23 protein-coding genes and 3 tRNA genes are annotated in these 25,750 nt (G+C 70.2%); 12 read left to right on the top strand and 14 right to left on the bottom strand.

The features are described 5' to 3' along the window. Positions 1-83 precede the first annotated feature (83 nt). The 6 genes from Psi02_RS34570 (at position 84) to Psi02_RS34545 (ending at position 5,803) form a co-directional block, all read left to right on the top strand. Positions 84-629, top strand: a complete 546-nt coding sequence (locus Psi02_RS34570; protein WP_203980067.1) for an XdhC family protein — start codon at positions 84-86, stop codon at positions 627-629. 75 nt (positions 630-704) lie between these two features. Beyond that, on the top strand, positions 705-1,268 hold the full coding sequence (locus Psi02_RS34565; protein WP_203980066.1) for a DJ-1/PfpI family protein: 564 nt from the start codon (positions 705-707) through the stop codon (positions 1,266-1,268). 172 nt (positions 1,269-1,440) lie between these two features. Beyond that, a complete protein-coding gene (locus Psi02_RS34560; protein ID WP_239095407.1) occupies positions 1,441-1,716 on the top strand; it encodes a hypothetical protein in 276 nt (91 codons plus the stop codon). 9 nt (positions 1,717-1,725) lie between these two features. Further along, positions 1,726-3,543, top strand: coding sequence for a glutamine--fructose-6-phosphate transaminase (isomerizing) (glmS, locus tag Psi02_RS34555; protein WP_203980065.1), 1,818 nt, complete (start codon positions 1,726-1,728; stop codon positions 3,541-3,543). Between the two features lie 140 nt (positions 3,544-3,683). After that, positions 3,684-4,643: a Bug family tripartite tricarboxylate transporter substrate binding protein gene (locus Psi02_RS34550; RefSeq protein WP_203980064.1), complete on the top strand. Its 960-nt coding sequence runs from the start codon at positions 3,684-3,686 to the stop codon at positions 4,641-4,643. A gap of 98 nt (positions 4,644-4,741) precedes the next feature. Then, the gene (locus Psi02_RS34545; RefSeq protein WP_203980063.1) at positions 4,742-5,803 is read left to right on the top strand and encodes a mechanosensitive ion channel family protein; all 1,062 of its coding nucleotides are present in this window, start codon (positions 4,742-4,744) and stop codon (positions 5,801-5,803) included. Here Psi02_RS34545 and Psi02_RS34540 read toward each other — a convergent pair. Beyond that, positions 5,798-7,363 carry a hypothetical protein gene (locus tag Psi02_RS34540; RefSeq protein WP_203980062.1) on the bottom strand — a complete coding sequence of 522 codons (1,566 nt, stop codon included), beginning with the start codon at positions 7,361-7,363 and terminating at the stop codon, positions 5,798-5,800. The genes Psi02_RS34545 and Psi02_RS34540 overlap by 6 nt on opposite strands. Positions 7,364-7,419: 56 nt before the next feature. After that, positions 7,420-8,472, bottom strand: a complete 1,053-nt coding sequence (locus Psi02_RS34535) for a DUF5685 family protein (protein WP_203980061.1) — start codon at positions 8,470-8,472, stop codon at positions 7,420-7,422. Between the two features lie 439 nt (positions 8,473-8,911). Here Psi02_RS34535 and Psi02_RS34530 point away from each other — a divergent pair, with 439 nt between their 5' ends. Beyond that, positions 8,912-9,502, top strand: coding sequence for an Rv1733c family protein (locus Psi02_RS34530; protein WP_203980060.1), 591 nt, complete (start codon positions 8,912-8,914; stop codon positions 9,500-9,502). A 60-nt stretch (positions 9,503-9,562) separates the two neighbouring features. Here the strand turns inward: Psi02_RS34530 and glgC are convergent, their stop codons facing one another. Next, positions 9,563-10,789 (bottom strand): glucose-1-phosphate adenylyltransferase, encoded by a 1,227-nt coding sequence (gene glgC, locus Psi02_RS34525; RefSeq protein WP_203980059.1) that lies wholly within the window; start codon positions 10,787-10,789, stop codon positions 9,563-9,565. Positions 10,790-10,886: 97 nt separating this feature from the next. Here glgC and glgA point away from each other — a divergent pair, with 97 nt between their 5' ends. Then, positions 10,887-12,083 carry a glycogen synthase gene (glgA, locus tag Psi02_RS34520; protein ID WP_203980058.1) on the top strand — a complete coding sequence of 399 codons (1,197 nt, stop codon included), beginning with the start codon at positions 10,887-10,889 and terminating at the stop codon, positions 12,081-12,083. Here the strand turns inward: glgA and Psi02_RS34515 are convergent. Next, positions 12,055-13,107, bottom strand: coding sequence for a zinc-dependent alcohol dehydrogenase family protein (locus Psi02_RS34515; protein WP_203980057.1), 1,053 nt, complete (start codon positions 13,105-13,107; stop codon positions 12,055-12,057). The genes glgA and Psi02_RS34515 overlap by 29 nt on opposite strands. A gap of 151 nt (positions 13,108-13,258) precedes the next feature. Here Psi02_RS34515 and pgeF point away from each other — a divergent pair, with 151 nt between their 5' ends. Further along, positions 13,259-13,945, top strand: a complete 687-nt coding sequence (gene pgeF / locus Psi02_RS34510) for a peptidoglycan editing factor PgeF (protein WP_203980088.1) — start codon at positions 13,259-13,261, stop codon at positions 13,943-13,945. A gap of 43 nt (positions 13,946-13,988) precedes the next feature. On the opposite strand, the gene Psi02_RS34505 is transcribed toward pgeF, so the two are convergent. The 6 genes from Psi02_RS34505 to Psi02_RS34480 form a co-directional block, all read right to left on the bottom strand. Beyond that, positions 13,989-14,681 (bottom strand): hypothetical protein, encoded by a 693-nt coding sequence (locus Psi02_RS34505; protein ID WP_203980056.1) that lies wholly within the window; start codon positions 14,679-14,681, stop codon positions 13,989-13,991. A gap of 122 nt (positions 14,682-14,803) precedes the next feature. Then, complete coding sequence (locus Psi02_RS34500) at positions 14,804-15,010, bottom strand: DUF5302 domain-containing protein (protein ID WP_203956161.1); 207 nt, start codon at positions 15,008-15,010, stop codon at positions 14,804-14,806. A gap of 152 nt (positions 15,011-15,162) precedes the next feature. Next, a tRNA-Val gene (locus Psi02_RS34495) sits at positions 15,163-15,237 on the bottom strand. A gap of 27 nt (positions 15,238-15,264) precedes the next feature. Continuing rightward, positions 15,265-15,335: transfer RNA gene (locus tag Psi02_RS34490), tRNA-Cys, on the bottom strand. A 32-nt stretch (positions 15,336-15,367) separates the two neighbouring features. After that, positions 15,368-15,439: transfer RNA gene (locus Psi02_RS34485), tRNA-Gly, on the bottom strand. A 55-nt stretch (positions 15,440-15,494) separates the two neighbouring features. Then, on the bottom strand, positions 15,495-16,157 hold the full coding sequence (locus Psi02_RS34480; RefSeq protein WP_203956162.1) for an ACT domain-containing protein: 663 nt from the start codon (positions 16,155-16,157) through the stop codon (positions 15,495-15,497). 103 nt (positions 16,158-16,260) lie between these two features. On the opposite strand from Psi02_RS34480, the gene dusB reads away from it, so the two are divergent. After that, on the top strand, positions 16,261-17,373 hold the full coding sequence (gene dusB, locus Psi02_RS34475; protein WP_239095406.1) for a tRNA dihydrouridine synthase DusB: 1,113 nt from the start codon (positions 16,261-16,263) through the stop codon (positions 17,371-17,373). Positions 17,374-17,460: 87 nt separating this feature from the next. Here dusB and Psi02_RS34470 read toward each other — a convergent pair whose 3' ends face one another. Further along, positions 17,461-19,950, bottom strand: coding sequence for a DEAD/DEAH box helicase (locus tag Psi02_RS34470; protein WP_203980086.1), 2,490 nt, complete (start codon positions 19,948-19,950; stop codon positions 17,461-17,463). Positions 19,951-20,086: 136 nt separating this feature from the next. Between Psi02_RS34470 and Psi02_RS34465 the strand changes: the two genes are divergently transcribed. Then, entirely contained in the window at positions 20,087-21,247 is a 1,161-nt protein-coding gene (locus tag Psi02_RS34465; protein ID WP_203980055.1) for a sensor histidine kinase, read from the top strand. A 127-nt stretch (positions 21,248-21,374) separates the two neighbouring features. Here Psi02_RS34465 and Psi02_RS34460 read toward each other — a convergent pair whose 3' ends face one another. Next, a complete protein-coding gene (locus Psi02_RS34460; protein ID WP_203980085.1) occupies positions 21,375-21,776 on the bottom strand; it encodes a nitroreductase family deazaflavin-dependent oxidoreductase in 402 nt (133 codons plus the stop codon). A gap of 26 nt (positions 21,777-21,802) precedes the next feature. Beyond that, complete coding sequence (locus Psi02_RS34455) at positions 21,803-22,363, bottom strand: TetR/AcrR family transcriptional regulator (protein WP_203980054.1); 561 nt, start codon at positions 22,361-22,363, stop codon at positions 21,803-21,805. Positions 22,364-22,464: 101 nt separating this feature from the next. Between Psi02_RS34455 and Psi02_RS34450 the strand changes: the two genes are divergently transcribed. After that, a complete protein-coding gene (locus tag Psi02_RS34450; RefSeq protein ID WP_203980053.1) occupies positions 22,465-24,051 on the top strand; it encodes an MDR family MFS transporter in 1,587 nt (528 codons plus the stop codon). A 120-nt stretch (positions 24,052-24,171) separates the two neighbouring features. Here Psi02_RS34450 and gnd read toward each other — a convergent pair whose 3' ends face one another. Continuing rightward, positions 24,172-25,593 carry an NADP-dependent phosphogluconate dehydrogenase gene (gene gnd / locus Psi02_RS34445; RefSeq protein ID WP_203980052.1) on the bottom strand — a complete coding sequence of 474 codons (1,422 nt, stop codon included), beginning with the start codon at positions 25,591-25,593 and terminating at the stop codon, positions 24,172-24,174. Positions 25,594-25,750: the final 157 nt, after the last annotated feature.

Below are 25,750 nucleotides of genomic sequence, written 5' to 3'. Positions count from 1 at the left end.
GCTCCCACTGACATGCGGAGGGCCCGGGATGTCCGCCGTCCCGGGCCCGGTCGTCTCGGCCGTTCGGGTGGAAGACTGGGGCCATGGCTCTTCCGGACACCCATGTGCACGAAGCGGACGCGGCCTGCGCCGTGGCGCACGGGGAGGCGGCGCCCCCGAACGGTGACCGCACCCTCGTGGCCGTGTTCGCGTCCCCTGTCGCCGGCTACCTGTTGCGTTTCGGCGCCGACCTCGGGTTCCGGGGGATCCTCCTGGAGCCCGACCCCGGCCTCGCCGGGAAGGTGAGGGCGGAGGAGCCGGCCTTCGAGGTGACGAGCGGTCTGCCCGCCGATCTGGACGGCGCAGCGGACGTGGTGGTCACCGATCACCACCGCCCCGAACTCGGCACCGTGCTGCGCGACCTGCTCGCCGCCAGGAGCCGGTGGATCGGAGTGATGGGCAAGCCGTACCATCCGGCGCAGCACGAGGTCGCGCTGGCCGGACTCGGGGTGCCCGCCGAGGAGATCGCCCGCGTTCACCGGCCGATCGGGCTCAACATCGGCTCCCGCACCCCGCCGGAGATCGCCGTCTCCACGCTGGCCGGTCTGATCGCCGATCGCAACGGACGGCCGGGCGGATTCACGTTCTAGCGATCGCCGGGCGTTGACCCGACCGGCCGCCCGTGCGCAGGATCGGGGGGATAGCCCACGAGAAAGGCTGATCCCATGGCAAAGGTGCTGATCATCACGGGTGACGCGGCCGAGGACCTGGAGGTGATGTACCCGTACCAGCGGCTGCTGGAGGAGGGGTACGAGGTCCACATCGCCGCGCCGACGGCCAAGAAGCTCCAGTTCGTGGTGCACGACTTCGTCGACGGCTTCGACACCTACACGGAGAAGCCCGGCCACGCGTGGCCGGCCGACGTCTCGTTCGCCGACGTGCAGCCCGGAGACTACGACGCGCTCGTCCTGCCGGGCGGGCGCGCGCCCGAGTACATCAGGAACGACCAGGCATGCCAGGAGATCGTCCGGCACTTCGCGGAGCGGGGCAAGCCGATCGCCGCCCTCTGCCACGGGCCGCTCGTGCTCGCGGCGGCGGGAGTGCTCAAGGGCAGGGAGAGCAGCGCGTACCCGGCCTGCGCGCCCGACGTCGAGCAGGCGGGCGGCACGTGGGTCGACAGCGAGGCGCACGTCGACGACAACCTCGTGACGGGACGGGCCTGGCCCGACCATCCGGCGTGGATGCGGGAGTTCCTCAAGGTCCTGCGCGCCGCCGGATCGGCGACCTGATCCCAGGACCCCTGCGATCAGAACGTACCTCGCATATCGGTACGATCTACGAGAGCCCGCCCTTGGTGGCGGGCTCTTTCGCGTCTCGTGGCACCACTTAGCGACTGATTCTGCCCGAATGCGGGCAGGAATCTTGATAGTCGGCATCCTCGCTACGTTAGGGTCCTGCTCTGTGTCCACGGCACGACATCCCTTCGAGGACCTGATCGGTCACCTCACCAGGACGACCATGCTCGGCCCCGGTGAGGCGGCCCGGGTGGTCGCCGACGTCCTGGCGTACTTCGGCGAACCCGCCGAGGAGTTCGTACGGCGACGTCACGGCGAGCTCCAGTCGAAGGGGTTCACCAACGACGAGATCTTCCCGAGGATCTCCGCCGAACTGTCGGGAAGGCGTGTCGCGGCGCCGGAGCTGTCCCTCCGCCAGCTCCGTCGAATTGTTTACGGATAGGGAGCGGATATGTGCGGAATCGTCGCTTATGTCGGATCGCAGGACGCGGCGCCCATCCTGCTCGAAGGGCTCCAGCGCCTGGAGTACCGCGGATACGACTCTGCCGGCCTCGCCGTCGTCAACGCCAAGAGCCTGCGAACCCGTAAGGTCAAGGGCCGGGTGGCCGACCTGGCGGCGGTCGTGCCCGCCCGGTTCAAGGGCGGGTCGGGCATCGGCCACACCCGCTGGGCCACCCACGGAGTCCCGAGCGACGTCAACGCGCACCCGCACCTCGACCAGGAGCAGCGCATCGCGGTCGTCCACAACGGCATCATCGAGAACGCCGACGAACTGCGCCGCCGCCTGGAGGCCGACGGGATCGTCTTCGAGAGCGAGACCGACAGCGAGGTGCTCTCACACCTGATCGGCAGCACCGTCAAGGAGACCGACACCCTCGAGGAGGCGGTCCGCCGGGCGCTCAAGAGCGTCGTCGGCACGTACGGCATCGCCGTCGTGGACTCCCACCGCCCGGGCGAGATCGTGGTCGCCCGCAACGGCAGCCCGATCGTCCTCGGCATCGGCGAGAAGGAGATGTTCGCGGCCTCCGACGTCGCCGCACTGATCCGCTACACCCGCCAGGTCGTCCACCTGGAGGACGGTGAACTGGCCGTCCTGAAGGCCGACGGCTTCAACACGTTCACGAGCGACGCGCGGGAGACCGCCAAGGAGCCCTTCACGGTCGACTGGGAGGCCGGCCACTACGACAACGGCGGCTACGAGCACTACCTGCTCAAGGAGATCTCCGAGCAGCCCGACACCGTGGCCCGGACGCTGCGCGGCCGGCTCGACGACCGTTTCCACATCGCCCACCTCGGCGGCCTCAACATGGACCCGCGGGAGAGCCGGTCGTTCCGCCGCGTGAAGATCATCGGCTGCGGTTCCGCGTACTACTCCGGTCAGATCGGCGCGCAGCTCATCGAGGAACTGGCCCGGATCCCCGCCGACGCCGAGCCGGCGTCGGAGTTCCGCTACCGCAGCCCGGTCGTCGAGGCGGACACCCTCTACATCGCGATCAGCCAGTCGGGGGAGACCTACGACACCCTCGCCGCCGTCCAGGAGCTGAAGCGCAAGGGCGGCCGGGTGCTCGGCATCGTCAACACCGTGGGCAGCGCGATCGCCCGCGAGTGCGACGGCGGTGTCTACCTGCACGCGGGGCCGGAGGTCTCCGTCGCCTCGACCAAGGCGTTCACCTCGACGGCGGTGGCGTTCGCGCTGATCGCCCTCCATCTGGGCCGGGTCAGGGACCTGTCCCCGGCCGACGGCAGGCGGATCTGCGACGGGCTCAGGAAGCTCCCCGAGCAGATCAAGGAGATCCTCACCCAGGAGGAGCACATCCGGACGCTGGCGATGAAGTACGCCGACGCGCCGGGGATGATGTTCGTCGGGCGGGTCCGCGGCTACCCGGTCGCCCGCGAGGGCGCGCAGAAGCTCAAGGAGATCTCCTACGTCCACGCCGAGGCCTATCCCGCGAGCGAGCTCAAGCACGGCCCGCTGGCGCTCATCAGCCCCGAGCTGCCGACCGTGGCGATCGTCCCCGACGACGAACTGCTCGACAAGAACCTCACCACGCTCGGCGAGATCCGCGCCCGGGAGGGGCGCATCCTCATGGTCGGCCACCGGACGGCCGAAGCCGCCGACGACTGCATCGTGGTCCCCAAGAACGAGACCGAGCTCGACCCGATCCTGCTGACGATCCCGCTCCAGATCTTCGCCTACCACGCGGCGGTGGCCCTCGGCCGCGACGTCGACAGGCCGCGCAACCTCGCCAAGAGCGTGACCGTGGAGTGAGGCGGGGAAAGAGGCAGGGCGTGGGCCGTGGAGCGTGTCACGGCAGGGACGCGAGAGCACCTCTGCCCGAAATGTAGTCACATGGCGTGATAAGTCGTACGCTGTCGGTATGCAGGCTCCTGCGGGGGGAGGATGCCGACGTGCGACGCCGTACGGTCTTCGCGCTGGGGGCGGGGGTGGTGGCCCTCGCGGCGGGATGCGGAACGGCTGATCCGCCTATCCAGCGCGAGATCGCCTTCGTCGTTCCCGGCCCCTCAGGAGGGCAGAACGCGGCGTTCGCCCGCGTGATGAAGGCGCTCATCGAGCATCGCCGGTGGGCGCGCAAGGTCGGCATCAGCAGCCAGCCGGGCGGTGGCGGGACGCTCGCCATCGCCCGGTTCGTCGCCGCGGGCCGCCAGGGCGACCTGATGGTCGCGGATCCGGCGCTGGTCGCCGTCGCGGCGATGGACCGGACGACGCCCTTCGTGGGCGGCACCTGGCCCCTGGCCAGGCTCGCGGGGCAGTGGGAGGTCCTGGTCACCTCGCCCGGCTCGCGGTTCAGGACCTTCGACGACTTCGCCGCCGCCCTCCTGCGCGACCCCGCGGGACCCAAGGTGGCCGGCGGGGCGACCGGCGGCCCCGACCACCTGCTGTACGGCCTGACGGCCCAGGGACTGGGGGCCGACACCCGGCTGCTCGACTACGCCCCCTTCCCCGACTGCGCCCAGGCGGTCGAGGCGGTCGTCGACGGCCGGGTGGCGATCGGGTTCGGCGGGCACCGGGACGTGGCCGCCCACATCAGAGCGGGACGGCTGCGCCCGCTCGCCGTCTCCGCCTCCCAGCGTCTCGCGGGCGTGGACGCGCCGACGTTGATCGAGTCGGGTGTGCGCCTGGTCTACGCGAACTGGTGGGGTCTGCTCGCCTCCCGGACGCTGGGCGAGACCCAGCGGGACGCGCTGCTCGCCCTCTGCCAGGCGATCGGGGAGTCGAGCGCGTGGGAGCAGGCGTGCGCGCGCAACAGGTGGACGCCGATGCTCCTGGCGGGCGACGACTTCCGCCAGTGGCTCGAGGCCGAGGCCGGCCGTACCAAGCAACTCCTCGGCGATCTCGGTCTGCTCTGACCGGCGGGAATCCGGCTCTGACCATGTCAGAGCCATCTGGCAGTATTCGTCGTCTGGTGCGTGTTTTCGTCTCACCGTGGAAGGGCAAAGGGCAGGCCATGACGACGAGAGGGGGCGCCGTCCTGTCGGCCGCGTGGAACTGGGGGACGCTGGCCGCCGCCGTCATCGTCGCGATCGTCGCGGTCGAGCTCGTCCGGCGCGTCCTGAGATCACGGCTCGTGGGAGATCGCTGGTCGCTCGCCGGTCCGGTCGTCAGACGCTGCACCTGGCCCGGGTTCGCCACGGCCGTCGTCGCGACCGCCAACGCCGTGTACACGCCGGACATGATCGGCCCACGGGCGAACGTCCTGCTGCAGCACGCGTTCACGCTCCTGCTGATCACGTGCGTGACCTGGCTGGTGATCCAGGCGGCGTACGCGGTGACGGACGTGGTCCTCGACCGCCTCCTGCACGTCCAGGGCGACCGCAACCGGCGGGCGAGGCGGATCCGCACGCAGATCACCCTGGTCCGGCGGATCTCCGCGGCGGTCATCGTGATCGTCGCGCTCGGCGCGATGTTGTTCACCTTCCCCGAGGTGCGGGCGCTCGGGGCCGGGCTGCTGGCCTCGGCGGGCATCGCGGGCGTGGTGGCCGGCATCGCGGCCCAGTCCACCCTCGGCAACATGCTGGCCGGTCTGCAGCTCGCCTTCAGCGACGCCATCCGCCTCGACGACGTCGTGGTGGTCGAGAACGAGTGGGGGCGGATCGAGGAGCTGACGCTCACCTACGTGTCCCTGCGCCTGTGGGACGAGCGGCGGCTGATCCTCCCGGTGTCCTACTTCACCAGCAACCCGTTCGAGAACTGGACACGGCACGAGAGTCGCATCCTCGGCAGCGTGTATCTCCGCGTGGACTGGTCCGTGCCCATCGAGGAGATGCGGACCGAGCTCTACCGGGTGCTGCGCGACAACCCGCTCTGGGACCAGAAGGACTGGACCCTCCAGGTCACCGACGTCACGCCGGGCGGCCTGGTCGAGCTGCGCGCGCTGATGAGCGCGGCCGACTCGGCCAGTGCCTGGGACCTGCGCTGCGACGTGCGTGAGCACCTGGTGACGTTCGTCCGCGAGAAGTATCCGGAGTCGATCCCGCGGCTGCGCGTCGAGACGCTGGACCCGTCATGAGGTGTTCGAGGGACGCAGCACCCGGGTGCCGCCCGCGATGAGCGCCGTGGCGAGGACCCACCCCGCCACGATCAGGCAGTTCGCCAGCCACTGCGTCCAGCCCACCGGCTCCCACGCGCCGCGCTGCTCGAAGACGCTGACGGGCGCGAGCAGGTCGATCGTGTAGGTGAACGCGTTGAAACTGCGGGACTCGTCGAGCCCGATCTGGTGGGGTCTCCAATGGGAGAAGACCGACGTTCCGGCGGCGAGCAGCAGGGTGACCCAGAGCCCGGCCAGCCAGGGGCGGTAGCCGTACCCCACGACGATGTCCAGCAGCCGCCCCCACAGGCGGCCGGGGAACTTGAGCGTCCGCCGCCGCGCCCGCTGCTTGGCGAGCAGGACCCGCCGCGCCTCGGACTCGTGCCCGATCCTGCGGTAGTAGGCCGCGAGCTGCTCGTAGGGCTGGGGCCGGTAGCCGTCGGGGTCGCGGCGCACCCACGACAGCCGGTCGGTGAGGACGGCGGGCCCGCGCAGCGACTCGTACGTCGTCCCGTTGAGGTGCACGTGCCCGGGATAGCTGTCCGGGCGGTCGAACAGGACGCCGATGTGCGAGTAGGCCAGGTTGATGTCCCCCTCGATCGAGGAGGGGAGGAGGAGCAGTTCGTCGACCTGCATGTGGCTCAGGTGCAGGACCCGGCCGGGCGCCTTGAGCACGGCCCGGTCGAAGGACAGGACCCCCGAGATCCGGGCGCCGCGAAGCCGCACCGTCCCTGACGCGGTGAACCCCGAGCCGAGTTCGGCCGAGGTGGCCTGCATGTGGTCGGCGTACACGGCATGGCCGTCGGTGCCCCCGAGGATCGCGCCCTCCAGGTAGAGGCCGCTGTTGAAGTGCGCCCCGATGAACCGCAGCCCCCCGGTGGTCCGCAGGCCGCGCAGGAACGCGCCGCCCTCCACGGTGAGGCCGCCCGCCCAGACCGCCACCGCCACCTGCGTGACCGGCTCCGGAGCCCTGCCCTGGTTGTACGGCTGGCTCCAGCCGGGGAGGTCGTCGTTCCCGCCGCCCCTCGACGGGCCGGAAGGAGCCCCGACCACGGCGTCGGACAGGCGGAACTGGCCGGTGATGTGGGCGTTGTCGAGGCGGATGCCGTTCTCGATCGTGGATCCGTCGAGGTCGAGCAGGCCGTCGATCGTGGCGCGCCCGGCCCGCAACCGGCCGATGTGGCATCTGCGCAGGCGCAGGCCCCGGGTCCGTGCGTCGTTGATCGAGATGATGCCCGGGATGGAGCAGCCCAGCAGGTGCAGCCGGGAGGTGATGGCGGCGTCGGAGAGGTTGAGGTCGCCGACGACGTGCGCGCCCGCGAGGCGGATGCCGGGCACCTGTCCGGGTTCTTCCTCGCCCATGCCGAGCAGCAGGGCGGCGAGTACTTCCGCCCGCACCTCACGCCCGCGGCCCCAGGTGTGCCCCTCGGCGGGATCGTCGTTCTTCCCGTCCCGGAGGTCGACGGGGGTCCCGGTGGGATAGGCCTCCCAGATCCTCCGCTCGGCCGCGGTGAGGTGCCGGAAAGGCCGTGGTCTCGCCACGTCCGGACCTGACCGGCCCACCTGCCGGATGAGTCCCGAGATCCATGCCGGGCCGTTCACGGGCTGCCGTCACAGCAGCAGCCGCAGTCGCAGCCGTCGCAGCCGTAGCAGCAATCCCCGGAGCCGAAGTTGCTGAGGTAGCAGCGGCCCTTCTCCGGGCCCAGCCGGTACCTGCTCCATGGCGGCCGGTAGAGCCCGCAGGTCAGGAAGGTGAAGATCCCCGCGACCATCTTCCGCCCCGGCCCCGCCGGATAGACGTGATCGGTGAACGTGCGCCGGACGGCCCGCCGGGTCTCCTCCACGAGCAGGGTCTCGACGAGATGCCGCTCGCGCAGTTCCAGATCCTGTACGGCCAGGCCGAGCCCGGTCAGCGCGTCGTCGCACAGCCGCCCGGCCTCGGTGACCGACGTGCCGGTCGCCACGAGGGGGTTGTAGCTCCCGCGGGCCAGGTCCTCGTCGAGGTCCTCGACGGCGTCGACGATGTGCGCGATCCGGCCGAACAGGCGTCCGGCCTCGCGGAGGCTCTCGGCGTTGCGGGGCTCGCCCGCCAGCACCGCGGTGTGGGCGAACGCGGCGGCCACGGCCGTCTCCGTGGGTTCCGTGACCTGGAGCAGGGACGAGCCGGCCGCGGCCTCCAGAGCCACCTGCCGGTCGACGGCCTCGGTCAGCACGGCCGTGTCGAACCCGAGCGACGCGGCGTCCCGCTCGGCCGCGACGGACCAGGAGGCGGCGACATGGCGCAACGGGGCCCCGGAGACGCGTCGTCCCGCCATCCCGTCTCCGTCGGCCGCGTGGTCGCGGATCTTCCCGGCGGCCAGCGCGAGCGACACGACGGCGGCCAGCTGGGCGCCCTGTTCCCGTGAGGAGACCACGTCGGCGGTCCGGAAGCCGCGCAGGGGACAGGGGCCGGCCGTGCGGTGCGCCGTCGGCCGGGAGTCCTGCGCCTCGGCCAGGACGGACAGGATGAGCCCGTCGTAGTTGGTCGCCATCCGGGCGAACTGACCATGCCGGTCACGCAGTGTGAGGCACAGCCCGCACAGGTGGGCCTGCCAGGCCTTGAGGACGGAGTCGCAGGAATGATCTACGCAAGGTCGTATGATCCCGAACATTTCCCGGCGCTCCCCGTACTGATCATCCCCGTTTCGTTGGCATTGTGACACTCGGCGATGGCTTTCGGTAGGGACTGTTGCCGGGATGATCGGCCAATCGGAAGGCGCACGTTACCGATGGGCCCGGGCCCGTCGCCGGCTGTTCGATCCCGGTGCCGGGGGCTTTTCGTGTGCGGCCTTCTCATTTCGTATCGCTGCTCATATTCCGTAAATTCCGTCACTTAGGGATAAAAGTGATAACACTGAGCGCATCGCACCCGCCGGCCGGGCTCGTCCCGCGCGCCCGAATCGAGATCGCCCGGCGCTGGAGGGCCCGCTGCGGCGGCGCAAAGGCCGATGGCCGCGACGTATTCGGGGAGGGGAGTTCCCCTCGATTCTCTTGGGCTGCAAAATAGGCATAAACGGGACTCGCAGTGGTAATGACCCTGTGAGGTGTGTGATGTCACAGAATCCATTCGCCAGGTTCGCCAGATGGCTCGGACTGGACAGGAATCCGCTCCGGCGCCGGTGTGACCGGGTCGAGGCGGTGGTCCGGCTTGCCGCCGTGCTGGGCGCCATGATCGCCATTGTGGCGGGCGTGGTCCTCGGCGTCCGGGAGTACGGCGTCGGCCTGAGGGCCGAGGCCGAGCAGTCGCGCGTCCGGCACCTGGTGAGCGCCACTCTCACCGAGAACGTGCTCGCGCCGCGGCTGTCCGCTGCGGGAGCGGCCGTCGGCCATGCCCAGGCCACCTGGAAGGCGCCCGACGGCACCTCGCGGACGGGCGTGATCGACGTCAGCCCCACCAAATCCGCGGGCGACGTCGTGCAGATCTGGACGGACGACAACGGCGCCATCGCACAACGGCCTCAGGACAGGGAGACCACGATCGTCGCCGCCCTGACGGTGGGGACCGGCGTCCCGCTGACCACCGCGGCGTTCCTGGCGATGGTCGTCGTCGTGACCCGCTCGGTGAACCAGCGCCGTGCCCGCCGTGCGTGGGAGGCGCAGTGGACGGTCGTCGAGCCGACGTGGCGGATCAACGGCCGCTGACCGGCCCCGTGGCTGACCGGCCCGCGACCGGCACAGTGCCCGCCGGTCGCCGCCCGCCGGTCAACGCTCGATGATCTCGTTCTTCCCGATCACCACGACGCCGCTCCGGGTGACGGCGAAGCGCTTGCGGTCGTAGTCGAGGTCGAAGCCGATCCTGGCGCCGTCCGGGATGACCACGTTCTTGTCGATGATCGCCCGCCGGATCACCGCGCCCCTGCCGACCTTCACACACCCCATCAGCACCGAGTCCTCGACGTGCGAGTGCGAGTGCAGGACCACACCCGGTGACAGGATCGAGCGCAGGGCCGTACCGCCGGAGACGATCACACCCGGCGACACGAGGGACTCCAGCGCGTGACCGATCCGGTCGCCCTCGTTGTGGACGAACTTGGCGGGCGGCAACGGCTCGTGGCCCGTGTAGATGGGCCACCTGTCGTTGTAGAGGTTGAACACCGGGTGCACCGAGATGAGGTCCATGTTGGCCTCGTAGTAGGCGTCCAGGGTCCCCACGTCGCGCCAGTAGCCCCGGTCCCTGTCGGTGGAGCCCGGGACGACGTTGTGGGCGAAGTCGTACACCTCGGCCCCGCCGCTCTTGACGAACATCGGGATGATGTTGCCGCCCAGGTCGTGCCGGCTGCTCGGGTCGAGCGCGTCCTCGCGCAGCGCCTCGATCAGCGCCTGGGTCTTGAAGACGTAGTTGCCCATGGAGGCGAAGATCTGGTCGGGCGCGTCGGCCAGGCCTACCGCGTCCTTCGGCTTCTCCCTGAAGGCCACGATGCGGCGTCCCGTGGGGTCGGTCTCGATGACGCCGAACTGGTCGGCCAGGTCGAGAGGCTGCCGGATCGCCGCGACCGTGACGTCGGCCCCCGAGTCGATGTGCTGGTCGACCATCTGCCGCGGGTCCATCCGATAGATGTGGTCGGCGCCGAACACGATCACGTGATCGGGGAGTTCGTCGTAGATGAGGTTCAGGTTCTGGAACAGCGCGTCGGCCGACCCGGAGAACCAGTGCGGGCCGAGCCGCTGCTGGGCGGGGACGGGCGTGACGTAGTTGCCCAGCATCGACGACAGCCGCCAGGTGCGGGAGATGTGCCGGTCCAGGCTGTGGTTCTTGTACTGCGTGAGCACCACGATCTGCAGATAGTGGGCGTTGGCCAGGTTCGACAGCACGAAGTCGATCAGCCGGTAGATCCCGCCGAACGGCACGGCGGGCTTGGCCCGGTCCGCGGTCAGGGGCATCAGCCGCTTTCCTTCACCACCTGCGAGCACGATCGCCAGGACCTTCATAGGGAGGACCTTAACCCCCCAAAGCTCTGACAAACACCCGGGTCATACGACAGGACGCGGGCAAGCGTGATCCACCGGACACACCTAAGCTCCTGCTATGCGTGTCGATCTGCTCAGCCGCGAGTATCCCCCCGACGTGTACGGCGGGGCCGGGGTCCATGTCGAATATCTGGCGCGGGAGTTGCGGGGGCTGGCCGACGTGCGCGTGCGGTGCTTCGGGGCGCCGCGCGAGGAGCCCGGCGTCAGCGCCTACCGCGTGCCCGGCGGCCTGGAGACCGCGAACGCCGCCCTTCAGGTGCTCGGCGTCGACCTGGAGATGGCCGCCGGCTGCGAGGGCGCCGCCCTCGTGCACAGCCATACCTGGTACGCCAACTTTGCGGGGCACATCGCCAAGATGTTGTACGGCACGCCGCACGTGGTCACCACCCACAGCCTGGAGCCCCTGCGGCCGTGGAAGGCCGAGCAGCTCGGGGGCGGCTACACGCTGTCGTCGTGGGCGGAGCGCACCGCCCTCGCGAGCGCGGACGCGATCATCGCGGTGTCCGAGGGCATGCGGCGCGACGTCCTGACGGCCTATCCCGAGATCGCGCCCGGCCGGGTGACCGTGATCCACAACGGCATCGACACGGACCAGTACGCCCCCGCCCCCGGTGCGGAGGCGCTCGCGCGGCACGGCATCGACCCGGGCAGGCCCTACGTCGTCTTCGTCGGGCGCATCACCCGCCAGAAGGGCCTGGTGCACCTCCTGCATGCGGCCCGGGCGTTCGATCCCGCCGCGCAACTGGTCCTCTGCGCGGGGGCGCCGGACACCCCGGAGATCGCCGAAGAGGTGAGCGGCCTGGTCCAGGGGCTCTCCGCGGCTCGCGACGGCGTCATCTGGATCCGCGAGATGTTGCCCAGGCCGGAGGTGATCCAGATCCTCACCCACGCGACGGTCTTCGTGTGCCCATCGGTCTACGAGCCGATGGGCATCGTCAACCTGGAGGCCATGGCGTGCGAGACCGCCGTCGTGGCGACGGCCACCGGCGGCATCCCCGAGGTGGTCGCCGACGGCTCGACCGGTCTGCTCGTGCCGATCGACCAGGGCGCCGACGGCGAGCCGCACGATCCGGGCGCCTTCGCCGCGGCGATCGCCGAGCGGGTAAACGAGCTTCTCGGCGATCCCGGACTCGCCGCGGCGATGGGCGAGGCCGGTCGGCGGCGGGCCATCGACCACTTCTCGTGGCGGCGGATAGCCGAGCGCACGCTCGATCTCTACACGAGCGTCACGGCAGCCGGGGATCGATCATCGTGATCCCGGCGACGCCCCCGGCGCCGGACAGCGCCTTCAGCGCCGAGGGCACCTCGCCGAGCCCGATCGTCCGGGTCACCAGAAGGTCCGGGCGCAGCGTCCCCGCTGTGATCATCTCCAGCATCGGGGGGTAGGCGTGGGCGGCCATGCCGTGGCTGCCCAGGATCTCCAGCTCGTGCGCGATCACCCGGCCCATCGGCAGCGCCGCCCCACCAGGAAGCAGGCCCACCTGGACGTGGCGGCCGCGGCGGCGCAGGCTCTCGATCGACGCCGCGGCGGTCACCGGACTGCCCAGCGCGTCGAGGGAGACGTGCGCGCCGCCACCTGTGAGCTCGCGCACGCGGGCGGCGCCCACCGCCGGATCCGCCTGCGGCTCGGCCTGTACGCATTCGGCGGCGCCGAACCTCGCGGCGAGGTCGAGCGCGCCGGGGGAGACGTCGACGGCCACCACCCGGGCTCCCATCGCCGCCGCGATCATCACCGCGGACAGCCCCACGCCGCCGCAACCGTGGACGGCCACCCACTCCCCGGGCCGCGTCCTGCCCTGGGCCGCCACCGCGCGGAACGCCGTGGCGAACCTGCAGCCGAGGCTCGCCGCCGTGGCGAACGCCATGCCGTCAGGCAGCCGGACGAGATTGACGTCGGCATGGCCGATCGCGACCCGCTCGGCGAACGAACCCCAATGGGTGAACCCCGGCTGGGTCTGCCGTTCGCACACCTGCTGGTCGCCCGCGGCGCACTGCGGGCATCGGCCGCACGCGCAGATGAACGGCACCAGCACCCGGTCGCCCGGCCGCCAGCCCGTCACGGCCGCACCGACCGACTCGACCACTCCGGACAGCTCGTGGCCCGGCACATGGGGGAACGCCGTGATGTCGGCGTCGTGGCCCATCCAGCCGTGCCAGTCGCTGCGGCACAACCCCGTCGCCTCGACCCTGATGACCGCGCCCTCCGCGGACGCGACGGGCTCGGCCACCTCCCGCACCTCGGGATCCGCGCCGAACCTCTCGTACACCACCGCGCGCACCGGTCCTCCTCGCCGCTCCACCACGCCCTGCTCGCCAGGTCACGCCCGACAAATCATGCCCTGCCGTACGGACCGGGTCGTCACGGCGGGGGCGGCCGGGGCGTCCGGCGCTGAGTACGCTGGTCCGGTGATTGCGATCGAGCGGGTCCGCATGGCCTTCACCGACCGGCACGGCGGCGTGAGCGCGGAGCCGTACGGCTCCCGCAACCTCGGCGGGGCCGTGGGCGACGACCCGGCGGCCGTGGCGGAGAACCGGGCCAAGACGGCGGCCGAGTTCGGCGTCGACCAGGTCGTGTTCATGCGCCAGGTGCACAGCGCCGACGTGGCCTACGTGACCGGACCCTTCGGCGCGGAGCCGCCCGCGCTCGACGCCGTCCTGACCGACCGCCCGGGGCTGGGGCTGGCCGTCCTCGTGGCCGACTGCGCGCCGGTGCTCGTGGCCGATCCCGTCGCGGGCCTGGTCGGCGCCGCGCACTCGGGACGGCCGGGAACCGAGGCCGGGGTCGTCACCGCCCTGGTCGAGGCCATGGCCGCGCGGGGCGGCGACCCCGCCCGGATGGCGGCCGCCATCGGGCCCTGCGCCTGCGGCAGGTGCTACGAGGTGCCGGAGGATCTGAGAGAGCGGGTCGCGGGCCGGGTCCCCGAGACGTGGTCGACGACCAGTTGGGACACGCCCGCCCTGGACATCAGGGCCGGGATCGCCGCGCAGCTCGAACAGGCCGGAGTGGCCGACATCCGTCATGACGGCCGTTGCACGATCGAGACGCCCGACCTCTACTCCTACAGGCGGGAACAGCGGACGGGCCGGTTCGCCGGATACGTGTGGATCGGCGACTGAGCGCGCCCCGTCCGCGTGCCGCCGGTGTGCCGGCTGACGGCGCTCAGCGGGTGGTGAGGCGGCAGGCCTCTTCCCAGCGGCCCGGCTCGAAGGCCGCCTCGGCCTGAGCGGGAACGCCGGTCAGGGCCGTGCAATCCTCGATCGCCTTGGCCAGCAGGTGCCGCAGCAGCGGGTTCGGGTCCAGGACGCAGGCCTGGGCGATCCCCCTCACGGCCAGCTGAACGGTGTTCGGCGCGGCGTAGCGGCGGAAGCCCTTGGCCGAGATGCGGACCCCGCGCCTGAAGGCGAGGGCCCACCGCATGGCGTCGGGAACCTGCTCCAGCGCCTCGCGGCTGCTGTCGCGGATGCTGCCGGCGGGCCGGCCGTCCAGCTCGGCGAGCACGTGCTCGGCCGACAGGATCGAGACCGCCATGGCCAGTTGCCGTTCGTGCGCGACGACCGGCAGCGCGGTGGTCGCGGACCGGAGGGCGATCTGCGCGTCGATCCGCAGGTCGTCGCCGGTCAGCCCGATCACCGCCGGGATGAGCTCGGCGAGGCGTGGCCGGGCCGCGTCCGAGGTGTGGTCGTTGACCAGTCGCGCGAGCCCCGCCAGCAGCGGGTGGGTGCACGACGGATGGTCACTCCACCGCTCGCCCGCGAGGTACGACGCGAACTCCATGAAGCACGCGCCCTTGCTGGGGTTGCGGTGCTTGCCGCGAGACAGCAACGGCATTGCTTGGGGCATCTGACCGTGCATGAGCTACTCCCACCAGAATCGCCCATCATGTCCCTTCCAGTGTGCGCTCAGGCGGGGCCGTTGAGAAGGACCCCGCCAGAGCTGGCATCGGAGAAGGGGCGGGCGAGCGTGGGGGAGGGAGATCAGCCGCCGCTCTTGCGGCGGAAGGACCGCCGGCTCGCGGCAGGGCCCTGTGCCCCGTGGATCTTCGCGGAGCCCTTGCCCTGGCCGCCCGCGTTGGCCTCGTCCTGCGAACGCCGCTTACGCTCCAGGGCCTCCCGGAACTTCCGCTTCATATCGTCCTCAGAAGCTTCGGGCTCGGCTCCGGATTCCGGTTCGGTGGCAGCCATGAGGACCTCCTGCTGGGATGGGACCACCGCGCGGCACACTCGAGCCCGGCGGTATGAGGATCACTCTATCGCCACTTGTCCGTCATCGGCCGTCAGGCGGCGGCGCTCCTGTCAAAGCCTGTCAGAAGCGCCGAGGATAATGATGATGTTGCTGGTGGGCGATACTGGGATTGAACCAGTGACCTCTTCCGTGTCAGGGAAGCGCTCTCCCGCTGAGCTAATCGCCCTTCGTACATCAGACTTTCGTACATCAGAGGTGGAGACGGGATTTGAACCCGTGTACGCGGCTTTGCAGGCCGCTGCCTCGCCTCTCGGCCACTCCACCGAGCGAGGCCCCCGATATTTAAGACCTCTCGGAGCGGAAGACGGGATTCGAACCCGCGACCCTCACCTTGGCAAGGTGATGCTCTACCACTGAGCCACTTCCGCGTGACGCCTCACGGCGACGAGGTAACTGTATCGGGTTTTCGCCGCCGGTGCGTACTCATAGTCGCTCGGCCGACGTTCTCCGCAACGCCCGTTCGGCCCCGCGCTCGATCGCGGGCAGCATCAGGAAGATCTCCAGGATCCGGGCGAGCCGGTGCACCTCGGTGCGGTGGAACGCCGGCCCCTCGGCCCTCGCCAGAACGAGGGACAGCGCCAGTGGGGGCAGCGGGGCCGTGATGACGTGGATCCCCTCCGGAAGGGTTCCCGCGGCCGGGCGCGCCGGGATCTCGCCGGGAAAGGCGATGTCCGACGGCGCCCGCCAGCTCGAATAGACGATCGAGCGCGGGCTCCGCTCGGTGGCGGCCGCGGCCCAGTCGGCGCTGAAGAGCACCGGCATCGAGTCGATCAGGGTGGCGAGCGCGCGGTCCCCCGCCGTCGTGAGGAACTTGAGGATCTCCAGCTCCGGATAGGTTCCGGGGGCCTCCCTCGTCGTCCAGACGCCGTCGATCCGCACGCCCTCGACGCTCTCCAGCGCCCGGACGAGATGTTCCCGCGGCACCGCGTCGGGCCAGTAGACGGTGAAGTCGTCCAGCGCGCGGCCGTCGCCCCTGTCGAGCACGACGACCTGGGTGATGTCGGCGCCGACCGTCCCCAGCGCCCGGGTGACCTGGCCGAGCGATCCCGGGCGGTCCGGCAGGCCGATTCTCAGCCGTAGCAGCATGGGCGACCTCCCCCGACCGTGGTAAGGCCAGCGTAACCGGGGTGTAAGTCCCACGTCCACGATCTTGTACGCCTCACGCCTCCGCTCGGGCGAAAATGAAGAGGTGAAAATCGGAACGTTCGAGGTGTGGCCACCGGTGGTGCTCGCTCCCATGGCGGGCATCACCAACAGAGGTTTCCGGACCCTTTGCCGGGAGCAGGGCGGCGGCGTCTTCGTCTCCGAGATGATCACCTCGCGCGCGCTGGTCGAGCGGAATCCGCCGACCTTCCAGATGATCGCCTTCGGGGACGGCGAGACGCCCCGCAGCATCCAGCTCTACGGGGTCGACCCGGCCGTCATCGGCAGGGCCGCGCGGATGATCGCGGAGGAGGACCTGGCCGACCACATCGACCTGAACTTCGGGTGCCCGGTGCCCAAGGTCACCCGGCGCGGCGGCGGCGCCGCCCTGCCGTACAAGCGGAACCTGCTGCGGGCGATCCTCGCGGAGGCGGTGGGGAACGCCGGGTCCCTGCCGGTCACGATGAAGATGCGCAAGGGCATCGACGACGACCACCTGACCTACCTGGAGGCGGGCCGGATCGCCGTCGAGGAGGGCGTGGCCGCCGTGGCCCTGCACGCCCGTACGGCGAAGCAGCACTACGGGGGGACGGCCGACTGGAACGCGATCAGGCGGCTCAAGCAGGCCGTGCCGGAGATCCCCGTCCTCGGCAACGGCGACATCTGGAGCGCCGACGACGCGCTGCGCATGGTCGCGGAGACCGGCTGCGACGGCGTCGTCGTCGGCCGCGGCTGCCTGGGCCGTCCCTGGCTGTTCCGGGACCTCGACCGGGCCTTCGAGGGCTCCGCGGAGCGCACGCGGCCCGTCCTGGGGGAGGTGGGCGCCATGATGCTCCGCCACGCCGAGCTGTTGTGCGAGGTGATCGGGAGCGAGTCGCACGGCCTCGCCGACTTCCGCAAGCACGTGGGGTGGTATCTGAAGGGCTTCCCGGCCGGCGCCGAGAGCCGCCGCGCCCTCACGTCCGTCGCCACCCTGGCCGAGTTCGCGGCCCGCATCGCGGAGCTGGACCCGCATCAGCCCTGGCCGGACGGGGTCGACGGCCCGCGCGGCAAGAGCGGGGAGAGGGCGAAGGTCCTGCTGCCCCACGGCTGGCTGGACGATCCCGAGGAGATGGCCGTCCCGGGCGCCGGCGCGGAGGACCCCACGTCCGGGGGCTGAACGGTCACGGGCGCCGGGAAGCGCGTCGGCGGGGGTCCGCCGAAGCCGTGCGCCCGCCCGTGCGCACGGGCGAGCGTACGGGCGGGCTCACATGCGGGTGAAGCCCGTGATGTGCAGGACAGCCGTGCCCTCCTCGTCGGAGGCGGCGAGGTCGACCTCCGCCCCGATGCCCCAGTCGTGGTGACCCGCCGGGTCGTCGATGACCTGGCGGACCCGCCAGAGCTCCTTCTCCTCCTCGATCTGGAGCAGCGCCGGGCCGCGGGCGGCCGGGCCCGTGCCGATCTCCTGGTGCTCGTCGTAGTAGGCGTCGAGGGCCGCCGCCCAGTCCGTGTCCGGGTAGAGCTCGACCAGTTCCTCCTCGCGGTCCAGGGCGGCCAGCTCGACCATGCGGAACATCGCGTTGCGGACCAGCACCCGGAAGGCCCGCGTGTTCGCGGTGACCGGCCGGGTCCTGGTCTCCAGCTCGTCGCGGGCCTCCAGGGCCTCCGACGGGTTGGCGAGCTTCTCCCACTCGTCGATGAGGCTCGAGTCGACCTGTCGTACGAGCTCGCCGAGCCACTCGATGAGGTCGATCAGGTCGTCGCTCTTGAGGTGCTCGGGAACGGTGCGCGACAACGTCCGGTAGGCGTCGGCGAGATAGCGCAGGACCGTGCCCTCCGACCTGGCCAGCTCGTAGAACTGGATGTAGTCGGTGAACGTCATGGCCCGCTCGTACATGTCCCGCACGATCGTCTTGGGGCTCACCGTGTGGTCGCCCACCCACGGGTGCCCGCGGCGGTAGGTCTCGTAGGCGCCGAAGAGCAGGTCGGCGAGCGGCATCGGATAGGTGACCTCGGCGAGCAGCTCCATCCGCTCCTCGTACTCGATCCCGTCGGCCTTCATCTGGGCGACGGCCTCGCCGCGCGCCTTGTTGAGCTGGGCGTGCAGGATCTGACGCGGGTCGTCGAGCGTCGACTCGATGATCGAGACGATGTCGAGCGCGTAGGTGGGGGACTCCGGGTTGAGCAGCTCGAACGTCGCGAGCGCGAACGTGGACAGCGCCTGGTTGAGCGCGAAGTCCTCCTGGAGGTCGACCGTCAGCCGTGCCCTGCGGCCGTGCTCGTCGGGCTCCTTGAGCGTCTCGACGATCCCTCCGGCGAGCAGCGACCGGTAGATCGCGATGGCGTGGCTGATGTGCCGCCGCTGCGCCTTGCGCTCCTCGTGGTTGTCGGTGAGGAGCCGCTTCATCGCCTGGAAGCAGTCGCCCGGACGGTTGATCACCGACAGCAGCATCGCGTTGCTGACCTTGAACCGGGACGTCAGCGGCTCGGGCTCGGCCGTCTGCAGCTTCTCGAACGTCTCCTCGTTCCAGGCGACGAAGCCCTCCGGCGGCTTCTTCCTGGCGTAGCCGCGCCGCCGCTTCGGGTCATCGCCGATCTTGGCGAGGGCGCGCTCGTTCTCGATGACGTGGTCGGGCGCCTGGCAGACGACGTACCCCACCGTGTCGAACCCGGCCCGGCCGGCGCGCCCGGCGATCTGGTGGAACTCCCGCGCCCGCAGCCGCCGCACCCGGTTGCCGTCGAACTTCGACAGCGCCGTGAACAGGACCGTCCTGATGGGCACGTTGACGCCCACGCCGAGCGTGTCGGTGCCGCAGATGACCTTCAGCAGGCCCGCCTGGGCGAGCCGCTCCACGAGCCGGCGGTACTTCGGCAACATCCCGGCGTGGTGGACGCCGATGCCGTGCCGTACGAGCCGGGACAGGGCCCGGCCGAAGCGGGTGGTGAACCGGAAGTTGCCGATGAGAGCGGCGATCGCCTCCTTCTCGGCCTTGGTCGCCATGTTGATGCTCATCAGCGCCTGCGCGCGCTCCATGGCGGCGGCCTGGGTGAAGTGGACGACGTAGACCGGGGCCTGCTGGGTGGACAGCAGTTCCTCGAGCGTCTCGTGCAGCGGCGTCAGCCGGTAGGAGTAGATGAGCGGGACGGGCCGTTCGGCGTTCTTCACGACCGCCGTCTCGCGGCCGGTCCTGCGGGTGAGGTCCTTCTGGAAACGGTCGACGTCGCCGAGCGTCGCCGACATCAGCAGGAACCGGGCCTGCGGCAGCTCGATCAGCGGCACCTGCCAGGCCCAGCCCCGGTCCGCCTCGGCGTAGAAGTGGAACTCGTCCATGATCACGGTGCCGACGTCGGCGTCCGCGCCGTCCCGCAGGGCGATCTGGGCGAGGATCTCGGCGGTGCAGCAGATGATCGGCGCGTCCGCGTTGACCGACGCGTCGCCGGTCATCATGCCGACGTTCTCGGTGCCGAAGACGGCGCACAGGTCGAAGAACTTCTCCGACACCAGGGCCTTGATGGGCGCGGTGTAGAAACTGACCTCGTCCCTGGCGAGCGCGGCGAAGTGCGCGCCGGCCGCGACGAGGCTCTTCCCCGAGCCGGTGGGCGTGGAGAGGATCACGTTGTTTCCGGAGAAGACCTCGATCAGCGCCTCCTCCTGCGCCGGGTAGAGCGTGAGCCCTCGCTCGGCGTTCCACGCGACGAAGGCGTCGAACAGCGAGTCCGGTTCGGAGTCATCCGGGAGGTGCCGAAGGAGGGTCATGTTCTCGCTCACCTCTCTATCCTGCCGAAGCGATCCCGCTGGTTCGACCAGCACGCAGTCGACAACACCCGGCCAAGGTGCGTCAAAGGGCGTGGCGCTGTGAGAACGCCGCAGGTCAAACCCACAAACTAGGCCTATGGGGGAGAAGCGGGCCGGGTTCGTCTCGTGGCGCAGGGACGAGATCGTCGACGCGCTGCTCGCGACCGCCGTCCTCGGCTACACCATCCCACAGACGCTGCTGCGACCGTCCGCGTGGTTCCCCGTGCCCCCCTGGTTGTCGATCCTGTCCGCCGTGGTGGCCGCGCTGAGCCTGCTCGTACGGCGGCGCACCGCGTGGCCGTCGGTCGTGGCCTCGGTCGTGTGCGCGGCCCTCACCGGCCAGGGCGCGGCGCTCGCCGCCGCGGCGTACTCCATGGCGGCGGAGAGCACGGTCCGCGGGTGGCGGGTGGTCGCCGGCGGCCTCGCGATCGTCTACCTGCTGGCCGACTACATCGCCCCGCAGTCCGGCCGGATGGCCTTCATGAGCGCCTTCCGCGCCGTGGCGTTCGTCTACCTGCCCGCGATGATCGGGAACTGGGAGCGGTCGTACCGCACGATGGTCAAGGACCTGCGCGAGACGATGTGGCTGCGGGAGGAGCACGCCGCCTCACGGGAGCGCCGGCGCATCGCGGGGGAACTGCACGACACGGTGACCCACGCCGTCACCGTCATGGTCCTCAACGCGGGCATCATCCAGGACAACGAGGACCCCGGCGAGATCCGCAAGCTGGCCAGGAACATCGAGGACAAGGGCATGCGCGCCCTGACCGAGCTGCGTGAGCTGCTCACCGTGCTGCGCCGCGCGGACGTGCCGGCCTCGGCCGCGGGGCTGGAGGCGATCGCGCCGCTCGTGGCGGAGGGCAACGCGACCGGCCTCCAGGTCACCCTGCACCTCGACGTCCCCGGAGGGCTGCTGGGCAGGCAGGCCGAGCACGCCTGCTTCCGCGTGGTGCAGGAGGGCCTGAACAACGTCCGCAAGCACGCGCCGGGCGCCCCGGTCCGGGTCGACTGCGAGGCGTACGGAGACGTCGTGAGCGTCTCGGTGGTGAACGGCCCGGGCGACCCGCACGAGTCCTTCCCCGCGGACCACCTGGTCAGATCGGGGTTCGGGCTGATCGGCCTGAAGGAGCGGGTCAACCTCGTGGGCGGCTGGATCATGTCGGGGCCCACGCCCGACGGCGGCTTCGCGCTCACCGCCCGCATTCCCTGCCTCCCGCCGGCCGCATCGCCCCGGCCGCCGGCCGTCAGCGGCCGCTGACGCCGGGTACCGGTCCGCCGGGCAGGGCGCCGCGATAGCCGTACGGCTGGCTCTGGTCGACGAGAGCGGCCCCACGGGGGCGTTCCTCGACGACGGCGGCGCACTGCCCTGGTGGCGGAGCCTGCCGTCAGGCGCGCTCGATCACGACGACGGGGATCTCGCGAGAGGTCTTCGTCGTGTAGACGTCGTAGTCGGGCCAGGTGGCGGTCATCGTCCGCCACATGTCCGGCCGCTCCTTCGGGGTCGCGGTGCGGGCATGGGCCTTGAACCGGTCGCCCCTGATCTGAAGCTCGACCTCGGGGTCGGCGGAAAGGTTCTTGTACCAGAGCGGATGGTCGGGCGCGCCGCCCTGGGAGGCGACGAGCAGATAGGCGTCGCCGTAGGGTTGGTAGATCAACGGTGTGCTGCGCTTCTCACCGGACTTGCGGCCGGTCGTGGTCAGGATCGCCACCGTCGTGCCCTGCCAGTCGTGGCCTTCTGCGCCGTCGGTCTCGACGTAACGCTGGACGTGTTCTTTACCGAAGAGCATTTCACTCACCTCGCCTCTCCTCCGCGTCAACCCGCGGGGGCGTCGACCAATTCCAGGGCGACGTCCAGGGCGGCCTCGATGCGCTGTTCGTCGGTCACATTCTGGTCGATCAGGACGAACCAGACAGCGTGCATCGCGAAGACGGCCATCGACCGCCTAAGCCGTACGGCGGGGCTGTCGCCGGGCTCGCAGAGCACGTCGATGAGGCCGGTCATGCGCTCGCGCATCTCCTCGACCTTGCCGTGCCCGCGCAGCGCGGTCTGGTTGCGCTCCATGAACCGCATGACCTCGTGATGGCGGCCGCGGGTCATGTCCTCGGAGTACCGCCTGACGATCTCCCGCCGGGTCTCCGGCGTGCGGGGTTGCTCCTTCGCCCACGTGACCAGCGCCTGGATGGACTCGGCCCGGTCCTCGGTGAGGCTGGCGACGATGTCTTCCTTGGTCTTGAAGTGGTAGTACAGCGCGGCCTTGGTCACTCCAAGGGCCTCGGCGATCTCCCGCAAGGAGGTGGCCTCGTAGCCCTGTTCGGTGAAGAGCTTGATGGCGACTTCCTGGATGCGGGTCCGTGTGTTGGTGTGTGCACCCATGTCCGATCTTCCCTTATTAACTTGACGGCCGGCAAGTAAGGAGAATACCGTAGATCCATAACTTGCCGGACGGCAAGTAAGCCACAAGGGGGGCTCCACTGATGACGGAAACCGCGGCCGCGCCGGCGCGGTCCAGAGAAGTAATGATCGTGCTCCCGGGTCTGGTGCTGGCGATCATGCTGGCGATGCTCGACAACATGATCGTCGGTACGGCGATGCCGAGGATCGTGGCCGAGCTGAACGGCCTGGAATATTTCACCTGGGTGACCACGGCTTATGTGCTGGGCACCACGGTATCGACCCCGATCTGGGGCAAGCTCGGCGACCTCTACGGACGTAAGAACATCTTCCTCGGCTCCATCGTCCTGTTCCTCATCGGCTCAGCCCTTTGTGGAATGGCCGGGTCGGCGATGTTCGGCGGCACCGCCGACGGCATGACCGAGCTCATCGCGTTCCGGGCCCTGCAGGGCCTCGGCGCCGGCGGCCTCATGGTCAACGTGATGGCGATCATCGGTGACCTGGTGCCTCCGCGCGAGCGGGGTCAGTACCAGGGCATCATGGCCGCGATGATGTCGCTGGCCATGATCGCGGGCCCGCTCGTCGGCGGTTTCATCACCGACCACCTGAACTGGCGCTGGGCGTTCTACGTCAACCTGCCGCTGGGCGGAGTCGCCCTGCTGTGGTTGATCGCGAAACTGCATCTGCCCAAGCGCAGGACCGAGCACCGGATCGACTGGCTGGGCGCGGGCGTCCTCACCGTCGGCATCACCGCGCTCGTGCTGATCACCTCCTGGGGCGGTCAGGCACACGGCTACGCCTGGGGCTCCTGGCAGATCATCCTGCTGGCGGTCCTCGCCGTCGTCTCGCTCGCGATCTTCCTCCCGATCGAGAAGCGCGCGGCCGAGCCGATCATGCCGCTGCACGTGTTCCGCAACCGCAACTTCTCGCTGACCTCGCTGATCGGCTTCCTGCTCGGGTTCGCCATGTTCGGCGCGATCAGCTTCATGCCGCTGTTCCAGCAGACCGTCCAGGGCGCCTCGGCGACCAACTCCGGCCTGCTCCTGCTGCCGATGATGGGCGCGATGATGGTCGTGTCCCTCTTCGTCGGCCGGGCGATCACCAAGACCGGCAAGTACAAGATCTACCCGGTGATCGGCGGCGCCATCATGGCGGTCGGCATGTGGCTGCTGTCACTGCAGGACGTCAACACCACCACGTTCCAGACCGGCGTGTTCATCGCGGTCCTGGGCCTCGGCATGGGCTTCCTGATGCAGACCAGCATGCTGATCGCGCAGAACAGCGTCGAGCAGCGTGACCTGGGCGTGGCGAGCAGCGCCTCGACGTTCTTCCGCTCCATCGGCGGTTCGTTCGGAATCTCGCTGTTCGGTGCGATCTTCAACAACCACCTGACGGCGAGCCTGACCGAGAAGATCGGCCCGCAGGCCGCCGCGGCGGTCACCGCGAGTGGCGGGCAGATGAGCACGGCCGCGCTCGACCAGTTGCCTCCGCAGATCAAGGGGGGGTTCCTGGAGTCGCTCGCCGGCTCGATCAGCTCGGTCTTCGGCTGGGCGGTCCTGTTCGCGGTGCTGGTTCCCGTCCTCGCCCTGTTCATCAAGGAGATCCCGCTCCGGGGTGGTCCCACCGCCTCGAGCGAGGAGCGCGAGCCGATGGCCGTCGCCTTCGAGTGATCCGGCTCGGGTGACTTCGCGGCGAAGACTCCCTTGAGAAAGACGTACGGCCTGCGCCCCCTTGGGCGCAGGCCGTACGTTCTGTTTCTGCTTCTCCGCCTGCTCAGCCGTCCGGCGTGATCAGGCGGGGCTCTCCGAGCGGTCGGCGGACCAGTCGGTGTGGAAGGAGCCGTCGCGGTCGACGCGGCGGTAGGTGTGGGCGCCGAAGAAGTCCCGCAGGCCCTGGACGAGCGACGCGGGCAGGCGGTCCCGGCGCAGGGCGTCGTAGTAGGCGAGCGCCGAGGAGAAGCCCGGCGTCGGGACGCCGATCGTCGCCGCCGTCGCCACCACGCGGCGCCAGGAGTCCTGGGCGGCGGTGAGCGCCTCGGCGAAGGTCGGGTCGACCAGCAGGGTGGGCAGCCGGCGGTCGGCGTCGTAGGCCTCGCGGATCCGGTCGAGGAAGCGCGCCCGGATGATGCAGCCTCCGCGCCAGATCGTGGCCATGGCCCCGAGGTCGATGTCCCAGCCGTACTCCTCGCTCGCCGCCACCATCTGGTCGAAGCCCTGGGCGTAGGCGACGATCTTGGAGGCGTAGAGCGCCCGGCGCACGTCCTCGACGAGGTTCGCGTGCGCGGCCGTCCCGTTCGGGCCCGCCAGCGCGCGTGCGGCCGCGCGCTGCTCGGGGTGGCCCGACAGGGCGCGGGAGAACACCGCCTCCGCGATGCCGGTCACCGGGACGCCGAGGTCGAGGGCGCTCTGCACGGTCCAGCGGCCGGTGCCCTTCTGCTCGGCCTGGTCGACCACGACGTCGACGAACGGCTTGCCGGTCTCGGCGTCGACGTGGCCCAGCACCTCGGCGGTGATCTCGATGAGGTACGACTCGAGCTCGCCCTGGTTCCACTCGCGGAAGACGTCGGCGATCTCCGCGGGGGCCAGGCCCTGCGCCTGGCGCAGCAGGTCGTAGGACTCGGCGATCAGCTGCATGTCGGCGTACTCGATGCCGTTGTGCACCATCTTCACGAAGTGCCCGGCGCCGTCGGGGCCCACGTGCACGCAGCACGGCGTCCCGTCGACCTTCGCCGAGATGTCCTCGAGCAGCGGTCCGAGCGTCTTGTACGCCTCGGCGTCCCCGCCGGGCATGATGCTCGGCCCGTTGAGGGCGCCCTCCTCGCCGCCGGAGATCCCGGAGCCGACGAAAAGGAGGCCGCGCTCCTTCAACGCCGCCTCCCTGCGACGGGTGTCCGCGAAGTTCGCGTTGCCGCCGTCGATGATCATGTCGCCCGGTTCCATGTGGGCGGCCAGCTCTTCGATCACCGCGTCGGTGGGGCCTCCCGCCTTCACCATGATGATCGCCTTGCGGGGGCGGTTCAGCGACGCGACGAAGTCCTGGACCGAGCCCGAGGGGAGGAAAGAGCCCTCGTCCCGGTAGTCGTCCATGAACTGGTTCGTGCGCTCCTCGGTGCGATTGTGCACCGCGACCACATATCCGTGATGGGCGAAGTTCCTGGCCAGGTTGCGGCCCATGACGGCCAGCCCGGTCACTCCGATGTCTGCCTTGTCCATGACACCAGTCATATACCGTTCGAGTGGCTCGGGCGCGACAGGGGGAGGCGGGCTATCGCCGGTCTCGCCTATCATGACAAAACCCGCCTAATCCGACGGGTTTTGTATAGAGATGGCAGCCGGAAGCGAGAAATGCTTGGCAGTCGCCTTGATCCTC

Origin of the sequence: Planotetraspora silvatica, assembly GCF_016863315.1 — a bacterium.
In the GTDB taxonomy this organism is placed as follows: Bacteria; Actinomycetota; Actinomycetes; order Streptosporangiales; family Streptosporangiaceae; genus Planotetraspora; species Planotetraspora silvatica.
Note: the sequence above shows the minus strand (reverse complement) of the source record. Positions and strands in the feature narration are given on the sequence as shown.

Excerpts from the sequence above, each read along its gene's own strand:
- Psi02_RS34570 (WP_203980067.1), top strand. The coding sequence starts at position 84 with ATGGCTCTTCCGGACACCCATGTGCACGAAGCGGACGCGGCCTGCGCC.
- Psi02_RS34565 (WP_203980066.1), top strand. The coding sequence starts at position 705 with ATGGCAAAGGTGCTGATCATCACGGGTGACGCGGCCGAGGACCTGGAG.
- glmS (WP_203980065.1), top strand. The coding sequence starts at position 1,726 with ATGTGCGGAATCGTCGCTTATGTCGGATCGCAGGACGCGGCGCCCATC.
- Psi02_RS34545 (WP_203980063.1), top strand. The coding sequence starts at position 4,742 with ATGACGACGAGAGGGGGCGCCGTCCTGTCGGCCGCGTGGAACTGGGGG.
- Psi02_RS34535 (WP_203980061.1), bottom strand. The coding sequence starts at position 8,472 with ATGTTCGGGATCATACGACCTTGCGTAGATCATTCCTGCGACTCCGTC.
- Psi02_RS34530 (WP_203980060.1), top strand. The coding sequence starts at position 8,912 with ATGTCACAGAATCCATTCGCCAGGTTCGCCAGATGGCTCGGACTGGAC.
- glgC (WP_203980059.1), bottom strand. The coding sequence starts at position 10,789 with ATGAAGGTCCTGGCGATCGTGCTCGCAGGTGGTGAAGGAAAGCGGCTG.
- glgA (WP_203980058.1), top strand. The coding sequence starts at position 10,887 with ATGCGTGTCGATCTGCTCAGCCGCGAGTATCCCCCCGACGTGTACGGC.
- pgeF (WP_203980088.1), top strand. The coding sequence starts at position 13,259 with ATGGCCTTCACCGACCGGCACGGCGGCGTGAGCGCGGAGCCGTACGGC.
- Psi02_RS34505 (WP_203980056.1), bottom strand. The coding sequence starts at position 14,681 with ATGCACGGTCAGATGCCCCAAGCAATGCCGTTGCTGTCTCGCGGCAAG.
- Psi02_RS34500 (WP_203956161.1), bottom strand. The coding sequence starts at position 15,010 with ATGGCTGCCACCGAACCGGAATCCGGAGCCGAGCCCGAAGCTTCTGAG.
- Psi02_RS34480 (WP_203956162.1), bottom strand. The coding sequence starts at position 16,157 with ATGCTGCTACGGCTGAGAATCGGCCTGCCGGACCGCCCGGGATCGCTC.
- Psi02_RS34470 (WP_203980086.1), bottom strand. The coding sequence starts at position 19,950 with ATGACCCTCCTTCGGCACCTCCCGGATGACTCCGAACCGGACTCGCTG.
- Psi02_RS34465 (WP_203980055.1), top strand. The coding sequence starts at position 20,087 with ATGGGGGAGAAGCGGGCCGGGTTCGTCTCGTGGCGCAGGGACGAGATC.
- Psi02_RS34460 (WP_203980085.1), bottom strand. The coding sequence starts at position 21,776 with ATGCTCTTCGGTAAAGAACACGTCCAGCGTTACGTCGAGACCGACGGC.
- Psi02_RS34455 (WP_203980054.1), bottom strand. The coding sequence starts at position 22,363 with ATGGGTGCACACACCAACACACGGACCCGCATCCAGGAAGTCGCCATC.
- Psi02_RS34450 (WP_203980053.1), top strand. The coding sequence starts at position 22,465 with ATGACGGAAACCGCGGCCGCGCCGGCGCGGTCCAGAGAAGTAATGATC.
- gnd (WP_203980052.1), bottom strand. The coding sequence starts at position 25,593 with ATGGACAAGGCAGACATCGGAGTGACCGGGCTGGCCGTCATGGGCCGC.